Genomic DNA, 15159 nt, shown 5'->3' on the forward strand with positions numbered 1-15159 from the left:
ACCAGGAGATTTGGAGTGGCTGGGTGCCTGGCTGGATCGGCGCGCAGCGGCCATTGGATGTGAAGGGTGACGGCCGGCGGCTGGCGGGGCGGTTCTGCAGGCCATCGCAATCACGGGCCTGGGTGGTGGTCAGGCGTGAGCTCCACGCTGGACGAGGATTGTGATGGCCTGGGCGTCGGTGCCTGCTAGCGCGCCAGCAGGCGGACCGGCCAGACCGGCCACGCTTTGTTCTTGTTTGGGTCTTCAGGACTTCTGAATAGCCCTCTTCTGGATAGCGCGCTCAGGCGAAGATTTCGCGGTAGACCTTGGCCAGTTTGTCGGGGGCGTGGTGGAGGTGGCGGTCGTCGTCGGCGATGTCGGCGATGACCACCTCCGCTCCGAGGGATTCCGCCGTACGGCGGAGAGACGCGGGGTCGGGGACGTGGTCGACGTCGGCGAGGACCACGTCGATGCGCAGGTCGGGGGCGTGGGCGGCGAGGACCTCGAGGTGGGTCTCGGGTGAGAATCCGTCCGTCTCGCCCTTCTGCTCCCCCAGGTTCAGTGTCAGCAGGCGACGGGCGCTGGTCTGCTCCAGCCCACGGCACAACGCCGGGACGAGCAGGTTCGGAATCACGGACGTGAACCATGAGCCCGGGCCGACCACGACCCAGTCCGCCTCCGCGATGGCGACCAGTGCCTCGGGGCAGGCCGGCGGATCGGCCGGGTCGAGGGCGACATCGACAACCTGCCCGTCGGTCGTCGCCACCTCGGCCTGGCCGCGGATCTCGGTGATCTGCTCCGGGTGATCGGGGACCAGACCGAGCACTCGCGCGGTGATGTCCAGCGGCACCGAGGACATCGGCAGCACGCGGCCCTGCGCTCCGAGCAGACGCGCCACCCAGTCGAGCCCGTCAACCGCCTCACCGAGCAGCTCCCACAACGCGACGATCAGCAGGTTGCCGACCGCGTGGTCGTGGAGCTCGCCGTTGCTGCGGAAGCGGTGTTGCAGCACGTCGGCCCACGTCCTGCCCCACTCGTCGTCGCGGCAGAGCGCGGCCAGCGCCATCCGCAGATCACCAGGTGGCAGCACGCCGAGCTCGCGGCGCAGCCGCCCGGACGACCCACCGTTGTCCGCGACGGTGACAACGGCCGTCAGGTGGTCGGTGACGTGACGAAGTGCGGACAGGGAGGCGGCCAAGCCGTGTCCCCCACCTAAGGCGACGACCCGAGGTGCTCGGGTCACTCGCGCCCCAGATCCCGATGTACCACCAACGTCGGTGAACCCTTCTCGCGCAGCCTTCGGGCGATCTCCTCGGCCATCGCGACGCTGCGGTGCTTTCCCCCGGTGCAGCCGATCGCGACGGTGACGAAGCGCTTGCCCTCGTTCAGGTAGCCGGTCCGCAAAGTGTCCAGCACGTCCACGTAGTTCTGCAGGAACTGCTGGGCCAACGGATGACTGAGCACGAAGTCTGACACAGGCTTGTCCTGGCCGGTCATCGGGCGCAGGTCGGGCTGCCAGTACGGGTTCGGAATGAAACGCATGTCGGCGACCACGTCCGCGTCGACCGGGATGCCGTACTTGAACCCGAACGACACCACGGTCGCCCGCAGCTCGGCGTTCTCCTCGTCGCCGAACGCGTTCACGATCTTGGCGGCGAGTTGGTGGATGTTCATGTTCGAGGTGTCGATGACCAGGTCCGCGCCGGCCCGGATGTCGCCGAGCAGCTCGCGCTCGCGCTGGATGCCGGTCAGCAGCCGGCCCTCGCCCTGCAGCGGGTGCGGCCGGCGGACGCTCTCCTGCCGGCGCACGATCACGTCGTCGGACGCCTCGAGGAACAGGGTCAGCGGCCGGTACCCCTTCAGCCGCAGGTCGTGGATCGCGGAGCTGAGCTCGTCGAAGAACAACCCGGTCCGAACGTCGACCACGATCGCGAGCCGCGGTGACGCGCCGGTACCGACGACCTGCTCGACGATCGTGGTGAGGAACATCGGTGGCAGGTTGTCGACCACGAACCAGCCGAGGTCTTCCAGTACGTCGGCGACGGAGCTTCGTCCCGCGCCGGACATCCCGGACACGATGATGAGGTTGCCGCCCGTTTCGTCCATCAGTTCTCAGATCTCCCTGGGTCCCCGTCGGCCGCCTCGACCGGGGCGACCGTCTCAACCGAACGTGGTCCGGCCGTCGCCGGTACGTCGTCGCCCAGTATCTCGCCTGTTGCGGTATTCACCGACGGCGCACGGCCGGTTTCCGCCTGCGTTGCCGCAGCGTTCACCGCCAGTACGACGGACTCGGCCAGCCGCGGCCCGAATCCGGGCAGCTCCGTCACCTCGTCGATCGTGGCCGAGCGCAACTTCTTCAGCGACCCGAAATGCCGCAGCAGCGTCTTCCGGCGCACCTCGCCGAGCCCCGGAACGTCGTCGAGCACGCTCTCGACCATCGTCTTCGACCGCCGGCTGCGGTGGTGGGTGATGGCGAACCGGTGGGCCTCGTCGCGCAGCCGCTGCAGCAGGTACAGCCCCTCGGACGTGCGGGAGAAGATGACCGGATCCTCTTCGTCCGGCAGCCAGACCTCCTCGAGGCGCTTGGCCAGACCACAGACCGGGATGTCGCCGAGGCCGAGCTCGTCCATCGCCTGGCGCGCGGCCGCGACCTGCGGCGGACCACCGTCGACGACGACCAGTCCCGGCACGTAGGAGAACTTGCGGGCGCGGCCCGTCTCCGGATCGATCAGCGCGCCCGACGGGTCCTCGTCGCCGTTCAGGGTGGCCCGCTCGTCCAGCATCCGCCGGAAGCGTCGCGTCAGCACTTCGGCGATCGAGGCGACGTCGTTCTGTCCGTCGACGCCCTTGATCACGAATTTGCGGTACTCGCTCTTGCGCGGCAGGCCGTCCTCGAAGACGACCATCGAGGCGACCACCTCGGTGCCTTGCAGGTTCGAGATGTCGTAGCACTCCATCCGCAGCGGCGCCTCGGGCAGCTCGAGCGCGGTCTGGATCTCCTCGAGCGCGAGGTTGCGCGTGGTCAGATCGCTGGCCCGCTTGGTCTTGTGCATGGTGAGGGTCTGCAGCGCGTTCCGCTCGACGGTCTCCATCAGCGCCTTCTTGTCGCCGCGCTGCGGGACCCGGATGAAGACCTTCGAACCACGCAGGCCGGACAGCCACTCGGTCAGCGCTTCGGCGTCCTCGGGCTCGGTCGGGACCAGGATCTCGCGCGGGATCGCGTCCGCGGAGTCATCGGCGTACATCTGCTGGATGAACCGGGAGACGAGGTCGCCGGTGGTCGCCGTGCCGTCGGCCTTGTCGGCAATGAAGCCGCGCTCACCGCGGATCCGGCCGCCGCGGACGTAGAAGATCTGGACGGCGACCTCGAGCGGGTCCTCGCTGAGCGCGATCACGTCGGTGTCGGTGCCGTCGCCGAGGACGACCGCGTTCTTGGCCAGTGCCTTCTCCAGGGCGGCGAGGTCGTCGCGGATCTTCGCGGCCCGCTCGTACTCGAGCTCGGCCGCGGCGGCCTTCATCTCGCGCTCCAGCCGGCGCACGTACGTCGCGGTCTGGCCGGACAGGAACGCCGCGAAGTCGTCGACGATCTTGCGGTGCTCCTCCTGGCTGACCTGGCCGGTGCAGGGGGCGGCGCATTTGCCGATGTACCCGAGCAGGCACGGCCGGCCGATCTGGCGATGCCGGTTGAAGACGCCCTTGCTGCACGACCGCATCGGGAACACGCGCAGGAGCAGGTCGACGGTCTCCCGGATCGCCCAGGCGTGACTGTACGGACCGAAGTACTTCACGCCCTTCTTCTTCTGACCCCGGCCGACCATCACCCGCGGGTAGTCCTCGTTGAGGGTGATGGCGAGCCACGGATACGACTTGTCGTCGCGGTACTTCACGTTGAAGCGCGGGTCGTACTCCTTGATCCAGGAGTACTCCAGCTGCAGCGACTCGACCTCGCTGGCGACCACCGTCCACTCGACCTTCGAGGCCGTCGTCACCATCGCCTGCGTCCGCGGGTGCAGGTTGACCAGGTCCTGGAAGTACGACGACAACCGGGCGCGCAGGTTCTTCGCCTTGCCGACGTAGATCACCCGCCCGGCGGAGTCGCTGAAGCGATAGACACCGGGAGAGTCGGGGATCGACCCGGGGGCGGGACGATAAGAGGACGGATCAGCCACCCAACCACCCTAGTTCGGGGTGCCGACAAATCCGGAATCCGGCCAAAGTTTCTATTGCTAGTTCAATGACACACTTGAAGGCATGACCCTTGAAGAGCTGGACCGAGTGATCCGTGCGTACGACGGAATCCGGGTGCTGGAAGCACAGGACGATGTCTTCTACCTCTACGACCCGGCCGGCGACCTGCCGCCGGAGCGGCAGCAGCCGTTCGCCACGATAGTCACTGGCGACCACTACGAGAAGGTCTCGCGCCTCGACGAGCCCGGGGCCTGGCGGCTGAACCTCGGGCTGACCAAGGCGACGTACACCTCGCTGTTCGGTCCGGTGCCGACCGAGCGCGACACCGAGTGGGTGCTGGACTCCGGCCATGACTACTCCGCCCGAGACACGTTGATGCCTCACCCGTTCTACGCCTCCCAGCACTGGGTCGCCATCGTCTCCCCCACCTCGCTCGTGCCGCTGCAGCCGCTGCTGACCGAGGCGTACGAGTTCGCCGTCCGCAAGTACTCGAATCAGCACGCCCGGCACAGTGCCGGTGTGGTGGAGAGCTGAAACGTTGCGGTCGCGTTGCGGATTACCTCATAAATCGAAGGTGACCCTCGATTGGGATGCGCGCGGGCTTTAGCGTGTGTCCCAGGGTAGATGTGCAGGATCTTTGCGTGAGGCAACAATGCCTGCGCTGACTCGAGGGAGTTCCGCCCATGTCCCCACTCGTTGGTCGATCACGCGCTGTTCTCGGTCTACTCGCCGCGTCCGCACTTGCCGTTACCGGTGTTGCCGGCACCGCAGCCGGCAGCGACGGATCCACCGTCTCCATCCACGGCGCCGGTACGCCGACTGCGATTCCTGACAGCTACATCGTCGTACTGGCCGGGCAACGCTCGCAGGCCGAGACGCGAGCCACCAACGCGAGCCTCGCGAGTAGCTACGACGTCAAAGTGCGCGATCAGTACGACGCCTCCCTCAAGGGCTTCTCCGCGACCATGACCGCGGACCAGGCCAAGAAGGTTGCCGCCGACAACCGAGTCGCCTACGTACAGCAGAACCAGAAGCTCACCGTCGCGCAGGACGACCCGCCGTGGGGTCTGGACCGGACCGACCAGCGTGATCTGCCGCTGGACAAGAAGTACGAGGCCGCCACGACCGCCGAGAACGTGAACGTCTACGTGATCGACACCGGGATCTACGCGGCTCACAAGGACTTCGGCGGCCGCGCGTCGGTCGGCACGGACACTGTCGGCGACGGCCAGAACGGCGTGGACTGCATGGGACACGGCAGCCACGTGGCGGGCACGATCGCGGGATCGACGTACGGCATGGCCAAGGGCGCCAAGATCATCGCGGTTCGCGTCCTCGACTGCACGGGCTCCGGCTCGACCGAGTCCGTGGTGGCCGGGATCGAGTGGGTGACCAAGAACGCGAAGAAGCCCGCAGTCGCGAACATGAGCCTTGGCGGCGGTGCGGACACCGCACTCGATGCGGCGGTGAAGGCCTCGGTCGACTCCGGCGTCACGTACGCCGTTGCTGCCGGCAACGAAAGCGGGGACGCCTGCCTGGGCTCGCCCGCCAACGAGCCGTCGGCGATCACCGTCGGCGCGACCGACGACGAGGACAAGCGGGCGACGTTCTCGAACTGGGGCAAGTGCGTCGACCTCTTCGCGCCGGGCGTCGACATCACCTCGGTCGGCATCACCGACCCGGACGCGACGGCCAAGATGAGCGGTACGTCGATGGCCACGCCGCATGTCGCGGGTGGGATCGCGCTCTACCTGGCCGATCACCCGGACGCCAAGCCGGCCGACGTCGCGGCGGCCCTGGTCGGGTCGTCGACCTCGGACAAGGTCGGCGACCCGGGCACCGACTCGCCGAACAAACTGCTCTACGTCGGCAAGGTCGACCCAGCCACCACCCACTAGCCGGATTTGCCTGGCTGACCCACGAATTTCGCTGGCTGACCCACGAATTTCGCTGGCTGACCCATGAGCTCAGGGGTTCCTGACCCGGGTTCTGGGTCAGGAACCCCGCATTTGGTGGGTCAGCCAGCGAAATTGTGTGGGGTCGGTTGGGTGGGTCAGGCGGACTGGACGATGTTCGTACCCTCGACCGCCACGCTCACCGCGGGAAGCGGCGACTGCGCCGGTCCGCTGACCGGGCTGCCGTCGGCGATGCTGAAGTGGCTCTGGTGGAACGGGCAGATGATCTGACCGCCCTCCACGGATCCGACCGGGTTGCCCTGGTGCGTGCAGATCGCGGAGAAGCCCTTGTACTGCCCCGCGGTCGGCTGGGTCACCACGACCTTGGCGTCGCTGAACACCTTCCCGCCGCCGACCGGTACGTCGGACACCGGCCCGAGCACCTTGCCGCCGCTCGCGGGCGGGGCCGTCGACGAAGGAGCCGTCGAGGACGGTGCGCTCGAGGAAGGCCCGGAGCTGCTCGGGTTACCCGTTGTGGTCGGCGAGGAGCCGGAGCCGGTGCTCCCCCCCGCGTCGTCGCTGCCACCGCAGGCGGCGAGGATCGGGGCGCTGGCACCCACCAGGGCAGCGATCGCCGCGCAGCGGAGCACGGACCGCCGGTCACGCATCCCTTCGGGCGTAGGAGCGGGAGCGGTGGGAGCGGGTGCCGCTGGTGACCCTGCTTCCAACATGGTGTCATCGCTCATGAATCTGGACCTCCAGGAGCTTGCCGGTCAAAGTAGTTGAACGCTATGCATCTTTGTAGCCGACCCTGCCAAACCGGGGCGGATACCGAGTCAAACGGGCGGATGACCGGTTCGGTTCAACAGTCTTCGGATTCAACCGCTGTTTGAGAGTTTGCTGTGAATCAGCTGGTAGTCCGGGTGACCGTCTCGACCACTCGGGCGGCCAGATCCAGGACCGCCCGCCGGGTCTCGGCCTGCAGTTCCTCGGAGTGCAGCGGCCAGGAGCGCGCGACGTGGGCGTCGTACGGCAGCACGATCGGATCGAGGCCGCGCTGACGGAACGCGTCGGCGAGCCAGCCGACCGAGCCCGGGTCGTGGTTCTCGACCAGGTTGATGACCACGACGCCCCGGGTCAGCAGCACGTCCTGACCTTCTGGAGTCAGCTGATCCAGCTGGGACAGGCAGTAGGTGGCGACATGTTGCACGGACGGGACCACCAGGACCGTGCAATGGCCGGACGACGCCAGCTCGGTGCTGATCTCGTCGTACATGGTGCCCGGGCAGTCGACCAGGGCCAGACCGACGTCTCGGGCTCCTTGGCCCTGCACTTCGGCGAGCGTCGTACGGACTGCGTCGGCGTTGCCCTCACTGCGGACCAGGGTGACGCCTTCGATCGCTCCAGCGCCGAAAGACAGCTCCAGGCGTCGCGACAGCTCGGCACCGCTGGGATCGGCGTCCACTGCGACGACCCGGTCCGAGCGTTGTGCAGTGAGCATCGTGGACAGGAGTGCGGTGACAGTCGACGTACCGCCGTTCGTGACCGGGCTGAGGACGCCGATGCGACGCATGATCGCGATCGGGCGGCGGATGGTCGCGATGTTGTCGACGTCGCGCTGCATCCGGCCGGAGGCACCCACCAGGAACGCGGCTTCGGACGCGATCCGCCGGAATCGGCGGAAGACCGAGTCACCCTCCTGCTCCGGGGGCATCGGCGTACCGATCTGGTCCGACTGCGGCATCGGCGGGGGTCCCCAGCCCGCATCCGGCCCGGCCGGCGGCGGGCCTGGCTGGTACGGCGCTTGGCCGGGATGCTGCTGGTGGGGCGGGTACTGCGGTTCCTGGTACTGCGGTTCCTGGTACTGCGGCTGCGGGTAGGGCGGGTATTGAGGGTCTTGGTACTGGGGAGCTTGGTAGTGGGGCTCCGGGTACGGCGGCGGCTCGTACGGTGCCTGCTGCTCGTACGGCGGGTAGGGCTGGTAAGGCGGCGGGTACTGCTCGTACGGCGGCGGCTGGTACGGCGGATACCCCTGCTGCTGCGGGTACGGCGGCTGGGGTGGGTAGTACTGCTGCTGTTCCGGGTACGGCGCCTGCTGCGGAGGCGGCGGCAAGTACTCGGGCTGCTGCTCTACCGGACCAGGTGGCGCGACGACGCCCGCATCGGGTGGAGCCGGTGCGGGTGGGGTGTCGGGGTGGGCCGGCTCTTCGGCTGGTGACTGCTCCGCCGACATCCGGCGCAGCATATCCCCTTGCCAGTCAGCTGATTCAGTCATTCCATCCGGTCGTCAGAACTTGTGCAGCAAGTCGGTGTAGACGCCGAACACACCCAGCGCCAGTGGGACCGTCACGATGATCGCGACGACCTCCACAGTATCGAGCACCTGTGTGAGCCGCGCACGGACATGCTCTGCCGGTGCGAAACCGAGACCGAACACGCAGAACATCGCAACCAGCACCAGCAGACCCAGCGCGATGAACGCACCACCCTGACCGTTCAGCGCCGCGATCAGCACGCAGCCGGAGACGATCGTGAACGCGGCCGCGAAGAGTACGGCGACCTCGGTCACCAGCGGGTACAGCCGGGACCGCGAGGCCAGGAGGAACGCCAGCACCAGCGCCAGCGCGACCGACCAGCCGGAGCCCTCCTGCAGCAACTGGATGCCCGCCACGGCCGAAGAGATCGCGATCGGGACAGTCGCCAGCGCCAGACCCAAGTGAGCAGCGTTCAGGGCGCTCTGCACATCGCCCCGCATGATCTCCTGGCCGGACGCACGCTTGTCGTCCAGACCGGACAGCCCGGACAGCGCCAGTGCCATCCGCGGCAGCAGACCGAGCAGGAGTACGGCGAGCAGCGCGGCGAGCGCGCCGATCCGCTCCCAGGCGAGACCGGTGCCGACGCCCACCATCCACACCGCGACGAACAGGATGGCGGTCGCGGCCGCGACCACACCACCACCGGCGACCCCGGCAGCGGCGTAGAACAGCGGCCCAGACGCCAGACAGAGCGCACCTAGCGTGATGACCAGCCCTATCTCCCAGCCGGCGTCGAGAGCCCAGAAGCCTACGGTCAACGCGAGCAGGATCGCCGCGACCGTGACGAGCGGGATCGCGACCAGCTTGTTGCCGGACCGGCCGAGGGCGATGCCGACGAACGCGCAGATCGCTGCGACCACGAGCAGGATCGCCGCGGTCAGGGCGTTCGGCGCGGCAACGAGCAGGGAGATCGCGCCGGCGACGATCGAGAACACCAGCCCGGTCCCGGCGATGATCCGCCGATGCTCCGGCTTGAACGTCGTACCGCGGCGTTTGAGGTCCTCGACCGCTTCCTCGGTGACGTCGTACACGGTCGGGGGTGGCGGCAGCTCACCTTCGGCAGCCAGCCGGAGCACAGCGCCGTCGATGATCTGCGCCGACGCCAGCGTGCCTTCCGGCGGCACGAGGACACCGGTCGCGGTGGTGAGGAAGCGGCGCTGCGGAGTCTGCTGCAGTGGTTCGCCCAGCATCCGCAGGAGGTCCGGCAGCAGCACGCCGAGCGGCTCGTCGGCGGGCAGGACCGCATCCAGCCGCCGGCGTTGACCGATCACCGTCACCCGGCTGTACACACTCATTTGCCTGCGCTCCCGACCACGTTGCCGGCCCACGGGTCGGAGGTCCGAGTCTGAGGCGGCACCAGCTTCTCCATCACCTTGGCGTACGTCTCCCAGTCCTTCGGGTCGCGACCGGCACCGACCGGGTACCAGAACGCGGGCTCGTGCGCCGGCCCGATGGCCAGCGCACCGGTGACGCCGTCGACCTTCAGCATCTCCTCGACCGTCGACCGGCCCATCGCCTCGTGGCCGACGCCGATGCCGATCGGGCACGCCATGCCGACGAATCGCGGCTGGTAGGTCCCGTCGGCGGCGCCGTACGCGCCCATCACCATGGCGGAGATCAGCTCGTAGTTGTCGGCGACCGAGTCGATCAGCTCACCGAGCTCGTGCGCCGACGGGAAATCCATCCCCGGCTGCGCCACCGCGAGCGTCACGGTCTCGTCCAGCCCGGACCGGGTCCGCCGGGCCTCGAGCGTGCCGACGGCCGGCTTGAACTCAGGACCAGGCTGCCCGGACACCACCAGCCAGGTCGGGTCCGGTGCGCGATCGCGACAGTACTCCGTCAGCGCCTCCGGGCTCCACGGCTGCGTCACCGGCTCGGAGGTCGACCATCCGGCCGGACCGCTGCCAGTGGTTGCCGTGAACAACAATTCGGCGACCTTGCCGAGCGTCAGCGACGCGACCGGCTTGTGCCGGACCCGCACGGTCAGCTGCAGCTGGGCGAACGGCTCTTCCGGTACGACGTAGTCCGGGTGCAGGTCGGAGGTCTGCTCCCCCGGCTTGGCCGTCGACCGGGCCAGGAACTGGTCGCCGTTCCACTTGAGCCGGATGCCGCTCAGGCCGTCGAAGTACTCGTCGTCTCCGGCGGTCACCACCCACCGCGAGTACAGGCCGGTGAACAACATCGACCGGACCGGCCAGGTCAGCCGGGACGTCGGTGGCGTGACCAGTTGGACGTCGCGGGACGCGAACTTCGCCGAAGCGAGCGCGTCCGACAACCAGGAGGACATGCCGATGACCGGACGGTCCTGCATAACCACTGCGACCGATTCGGTGATCAGGTCGACTCCGGGGCTGAACTCCAGACTGTTCGGCATCTCAGTTGGTCCCCTTGCTCGTACTCGCGACCGTCGGCCCGACACCTGCGGACGACCACACCCGTCCGCCGAGCCGACCGACCAGGCTGTCGGCGAACTTCTCCGCCAGCTCTCGTGCGCCGTCGCGCGAGGCCGCCCGGATCTCCACCCACCACGCCGGGGTCTCGACCGTACCGACAGTGGCACCGAGCATCCGCTCGACCTCGCCAGGCACCTGCACCAGCAATGGCAGCTCGATCGACACCAGCGGGTCGTCGTCCTCGTCGCAGAGCTGGACCACCGCGCCGTCGCCGACCGCGCGGACGCCCAGGTCTGCTCCTGCGGCCGCGAGTCCGGCGAGGACGTCCTCGTTGGACGGTCGGCCGTCCACCAGGGCCACAAGGTCGTAGGTCATGTCGTTCCTCCGCTAGTACCGGCCCCATTGCTAACGCTGTTGCTGACAGTGCTGCTGGCGGGCTGCACCGCGTCTGCCAGCGCCATCTGGACGAGCTGTGGCCCGTCGCCTCGTCGTACGAACAGACCGCGACCGGGTGGATAGTCGCCCGGGTATGCGCCGGTGAAGAGCTGGCCCTCGGCCCGGTCGCCCGACAACACCAGGCCGGCCGTGCCGGACTCGAGCACCGCGGCGATGAACGGCTCGTACATCTGCCGGGACGCACCCGATGCCCGCCGGGTCACGATGAAGTGCAGCTTGATGTCACGGCCCGACGCGATGTACGGCAGGAACGGGTCCATCGGCGACTGCCCGCCACTGGTCAGCAGGTCGTAGTCGTCCGCGAGTACGACGATCCGCGGACCACCCTGCCCAGCCTCGGGGATCTGGCCGGTGTCATCCGGCATCCGCTTCGCGAGCTCCTCGGAGACACCCGCCGCGAGACCTGCCGCCATCCGGCCGGTCGGAGCGTAGCCACCGACGTACGCCTCGGGGATGTACTCGCGGAGCCCTCGGCGCGGATCCATCACCGCGAAGACGAGCTGGTCCGACTTGTGGCGCTCGATCAGCTGCTGGACGATCAGCCGGACGATGTTGGTCTTGCCGGACCCGCTGTCGCCGAACACAACCAGACTGCTGTCGCGACCGGACAGGTCCAGGTAGACCGGCGCCAGTGCCCGCTCGTCCACTCCGATCGGCACGACGGCCGGCTGGCGGACCTCGTCCGGGACGTCGGCCCGCGGCAGTTGCAGCGGGAGGATCCGGATCTGCGGCGCCTGCGGACCCTGCCAGGTCGACCGGGCTGACACGGCCTGTGCCTCCAGCACCTCGGACAGGCCCTCGTCCGACGCGACACCGTCGACCCGCGGCAATGCGACCTGGACGAACAGCTTGCTGCCCGGCACCAGCATCCGGCCCGGGCCGGCCTTGCGCAGGACCTCCTGCAGCCGCCGGTCGATGCCCGAGTCGGACGGGTCGTTCAGCCGCAGCTCGAGCATGGTGCCGAACAGCGCCTGGTTCTGCATCCGTACGTCGTTCCAGCGCATCATCGACGTCACCACGTGCACGCCGTAGCTGCTGCCGCGCTGCAGGATGTCGGACAACGGCTCGTCCAGCTCGTCGAACGTGGTCCGGACCGCGCCGAAGTTGTCGATCACCAGGACGACGTCCGCCGTCGGCAGCTCCGGGATCCGGCCGGAGGCGTGCTCCTGGCGGAGTGCCTCCATCGTGTCGATGGCGTGGTTGCGGAAGGCCCGCTCACGCTGGTCGAGCATGGTCCGGATCTCCTCGACCGTACGGCGAATCCGCTCCCGGTCCGTGCGCAGCGCGACACCACCGACATGCGGTAGCTCCGCGAGCGCCTGCATGCCTCCGCCGGCCAGATCGAGCGCGTAGATCGCGACCTCGGCCGGAGTGTGCGTGTGAGCCAGAGACGTCACCACAGTCCGCAGTGCGGTCGTCTTACCGGACTGGGGGCCGCCGACGATCGCCACATGTCCACCGGCCCGAGTCAGGTCCAGCCGGTAGACCTCCTGGCGCTGGTGGCCCGGGTCGTCGATCACACCGAACGGCGGCATCATCTGCGGCGACCGGACCGCGAGCTGCATCCCGCGACCGTCTACGTAGTCAGCTCGACCGCCCAGGCCGTCCAGCGTGCACGCGACCGGCAGCGGGGGCAGCCAGATCTTCAGCACCGAGTTGGCCGCGGTGCGCACCTGGTCGACGAACACGTTGAGCACTGTCGGCCCCGTCGTACGCTCCGTCGCCGTGGGCTCGACCGGCTGACCCAGCAGCTCTTCCTTGTCCTGCTGGTACGGCGGGAGCTCGTGCGGCGCGACAGCCTCGCCATCGGCCTCGTCGTCGACCACGTCCATCGTCGGAGCGACGTACGGACCAGAGACGTAGGCAGCCTTGAAGCGCTGGTACACGCTCGTATCGACCTTCAGGTAGCCGAAACCGGGCAGCGGCGGCAGGTGGAACGCATCGTTCGTGTCGAGGACAGTGCGGCTCTCGTCCTCCGAGAACGTGCGCAGACCGAGCCGGTACGACAGGTAGGTGTCGAGACCGCGCAGTGCGCCCGACTCGATCCGCTGACTCGACAGCAGCAGGTGCACACCGATGGACCGGCCGATGCGGCCGATCGACAGGAACAGGTCGATGAAGTCCGGCCGCTGGTTCAACAGCTCGCCGAACTCGTCGATGATCACGAACAGGTGCGGCAGCGCCGGCATCTCCGGTCGCTGCGACCGGTAGAGCCGGTAGTCGGTGATGTTCGCGATGTTGCCCGCGTCCTTGAGCACCTGCTGGCGGCGCTGCACCTCACCGGCCAGGCTCGCGTACGCGCGCTCGATCATGCTCGCGTCGTCCTGCAGGTTCGTGATGATGCCGGCCACGTGCGGCACGTTCTCGAACGGCGCGAACGTCGCACCACCCTTGAAGTCGACCAGGACCAGCGCGAGGTCCTCCGGCGTGTGCGTCGCGAGCAGGGCCAGCACCATTGTCCGCAGCACTTCGGACTTACCCGAACCGGTCGCGCCGATGATCAGGCCGTGCGGGCCCATCCCGAGCTGAGCCGATTCCTTCAGGTCGACGAGCGTCGTACCGCCGTTGTCGTCGACACCGAGCGGGACGCGCAGGAACATCCGGTCCGGGCGCGGCTGCCACAGCTGCTTGAAGTCGAGCTTCGCGACATCGGTGATGTTGAGCAGGCCCATGAAATCGACGTTCTCGAGCTGGGCGTCCTCTTCCATGGACTCGGCCGACAGCCGCAGCGGTGCGAGCTCGCGGGTGATGCCTTCGGCCAGCGCCGCATCCAGGTGGTCGACCTGACCGTTCGCGACCATCGGGTACGGACCGCGCAGGTCCTCGACCTGGACCTCGTCGCCGAACACCGTGATCCGCATCGTCACCGAACTGGGCTCTTGGATGCGATCCGCGACCAGGTGCAGGACGGTGACGCCGAGCTCACCGGGAAGGAGCGAGTCGTCGGCCTGCGGACGGACCTCCGCCGCGACATCGCCGTACGTGTCGTGCAAGACGAGGAGGCGCTGGGTCAGCCGGCGGCGGTCGTTGAAGTCGACCGAACCGCGGCGCGACTCGGTCGCCCACTGGACCCGCTCGGACAGATCCTGCGCGAGCAGCGCCTGCAGCTTGGTCGGGCTCTGCGCGATCCGCCGGAACGGCGTCGGGCCGATCTTGCGGTCCGCATCCTGCACGTGCGGCAGCCACGACATCCACTGCCACTCGGGCAGTGCATCGGGCGGGTACGACGCGGCGATCACGACATCCTCGGGCGCGTGCCACACCGCGGACTGCACGATCAGTGACCGCGCCACCCGGACGACACCCTCACGGTCGCCGACGATGCTCACATTGCCGACGTGATCCAGCGGGACCGTCAGCGGCATGTCCGGGATCAGCGTGAATCGCCGGACCAGCGCATTCGCCTCGGCCATCATGAACTGGTCCGGCGGCTCCATCGCCGAACCGGACTGGCCCACCACAGCCGGTACGACGGGCACCCGGCCGCTCCCGCAGCGCGGCTGCAGGAAGTCACTGTCGGTCCGGCGTCGCTCCCACAACCGGGAGACGTCGCTCACACAGTCGAGCAGGGCATCCGGAGGCGGGTTCAGCTCGAGCGCCTCACTGCGAGCCTTCCGCTCCTGGACCGAGAACTCTTCGCGAAGCCGCTCGAGGTAGTCCAGATACCGGGTGCGCTGGTCCTTGCGCTGCTTGCCACCGCGGCCGCGCCCGGCCAGCATGCCGCCGGCCATCCCGAGCACACTGACGACTGCCATCACGATCCCGACCATCAGCATCGGCCCGGACCGGCCCATCGTCATCATCAGCATCGAGCCGGCACCGGTCAGCATCGGGACCGCCTGCATGACCGTCGCGCCGCCACCGGCTCCCCCACCGGCACCACCGAGAGTCGGAGCGGGTTCGATCACTCGCTGCTGCTGCACGCCCGGGGCA

11 protein-coding genes are annotated in these 15159 nt (G+C 68.4%); 2 read left to right on the forward strand and 9 right to left on the reverse strand.

All coding sequences use genetic code 11. The features are described 5' to 3' along the window. Positions 1 to 280: 280 nt before the first annotated feature. From ACWF4Z_RS30165 to uvrC, 3 genes are read right to left on the reverse strand one after another with little or no spacing between them, the layout of a single operon-like run. Positions 281 to 1222, reverse strand: coding sequence for a gluconeogenesis factor YvcK family protein (locus tag ACWF4Z_RS30165; RefSeq protein WP_452246549.1), 942 nt, complete (start codon positions 1220 to 1222; stop codon positions 281 to 283). Further along, the gene (gene rapZ, locus ACWF4Z_RS30170) at positions 1219 to 2085 is read right to left on the reverse strand and encodes an RNase adapter RapZ (RefSeq protein WP_452246550.1); all 867 of its coding nucleotides are present in this window, start codon (positions 2083 to 2085) and stop codon (positions 1219 to 1221) included. Before rapZ ends, ACWF4Z_RS30165 begins: the two co-directional genes overlap by 4 nt. Beyond that, positions 2085 to 4148 carry an excinuclease ABC subunit UvrC gene (gene uvrC / locus ACWF4Z_RS30175; protein ID WP_452246551.1) on the reverse strand — a complete coding sequence of 688 codons (2064 nt, stop codon included), beginning with the start codon at positions 4146 to 4148 and terminating at the stop codon, positions 2085 to 2087. Before uvrC ends, rapZ begins: the two co-directional genes overlap by 1 nt. 82 nt (positions 4149 to 4230) lie before the next feature. On the opposite strand from uvrC, the gene ACWF4Z_RS30180 reads away from it, so the two are divergent. Both ACWF4Z_RS30180 and ACWF4Z_RS30185 read left to right on the forward strand, forming a co-directional pair. After that, positions 4231 to 4701, forward strand: a complete 471-nt coding sequence (locus ACWF4Z_RS30180) for a DUF6194 family protein (RefSeq protein ID WP_452246552.1) — start codon at positions 4231 to 4233, stop codon at positions 4699 to 4701. 149 nt (positions 4702 to 4850) lie between these two features. Further along, a complete protein-coding gene (locus ACWF4Z_RS30185) occupies positions 4851 to 6065 on the forward strand; it encodes a S8 family peptidase (RefSeq protein WP_452246553.1) in 1215 nt (404 codons plus the stop codon). Between the two features lie 155 nt (positions 6066 to 6220). On the opposite strand, the gene ACWF4Z_RS30190 is transcribed toward ACWF4Z_RS30185, so the two are convergent. The 6 genes from ACWF4Z_RS30190 to eccCa all read right to left on the reverse strand — a co-directional run bounded on the left by ACWF4Z_RS30190 (position 6221) and on the right by eccCa (position 15134). After that, positions 6221 to 6730, reverse strand: coding sequence for a Rieske (2Fe-2S) protein (locus tag ACWF4Z_RS30190; protein ID WP_452246554.1), 510 nt, complete (start codon positions 6728 to 6730; stop codon positions 6221 to 6223). A gap of 239 nt (positions 6731 to 6969) precedes the next feature. Further along, positions 6970 to 8295: a hypothetical protein gene (locus tag ACWF4Z_RS30195; RefSeq protein WP_452246555.1), complete on the reverse strand. Its 1326-nt coding sequence runs from the start codon at positions 8293 to 8295 to the stop codon at positions 6970 to 6972. Between the two features lie 54 nt (positions 8296 to 8349). Beyond that, positions 8350 to 9672 carry a type VII secretion integral membrane protein EccD gene (gene eccD / locus ACWF4Z_RS30200; protein WP_452246556.1) on the reverse strand — a complete coding sequence of 441 codons (1323 nt, stop codon included), beginning with the start codon at positions 9670 to 9672 and terminating at the stop codon, positions 8350 to 8352. After that, the gene (locus tag ACWF4Z_RS30205; RefSeq protein WP_452246557.1) at positions 9669 to 10751 is read right to left on the reverse strand and encodes a DUF6177 family protein; all 1083 of its coding nucleotides are present in this window, start codon (positions 10749 to 10751) and stop codon (positions 9669 to 9671) included. Before ACWF4Z_RS30205 ends, eccD begins: the two co-directional genes overlap by 4 nt. 1 nt (position 10752) lies before the next feature. Further along, positions 10753 to 11145 (reverse strand): hypothetical protein, encoded by a 393-nt coding sequence (locus ACWF4Z_RS30210; protein ID WP_452246558.1) that lies wholly within the window; start codon positions 11143 to 11145, stop codon positions 10753 to 10755. Continuing rightward, on the reverse strand, positions 11142 to 15134 hold the full coding sequence (gene eccCa / locus ACWF4Z_RS30215) for a type VII secretion protein EccCa (protein ID WP_452246559.1): 3993 nt from the start codon (positions 15132 to 15134) through the stop codon (positions 11142 to 11144). Before eccCa ends, ACWF4Z_RS30210 begins: the two co-directional genes overlap by 4 nt. Positions 15135 to 15159 lie beyond the last annotated feature (25 nt).

This window comes from Kribbella sp. NPDC055071, from assembly GCF_053608045.1.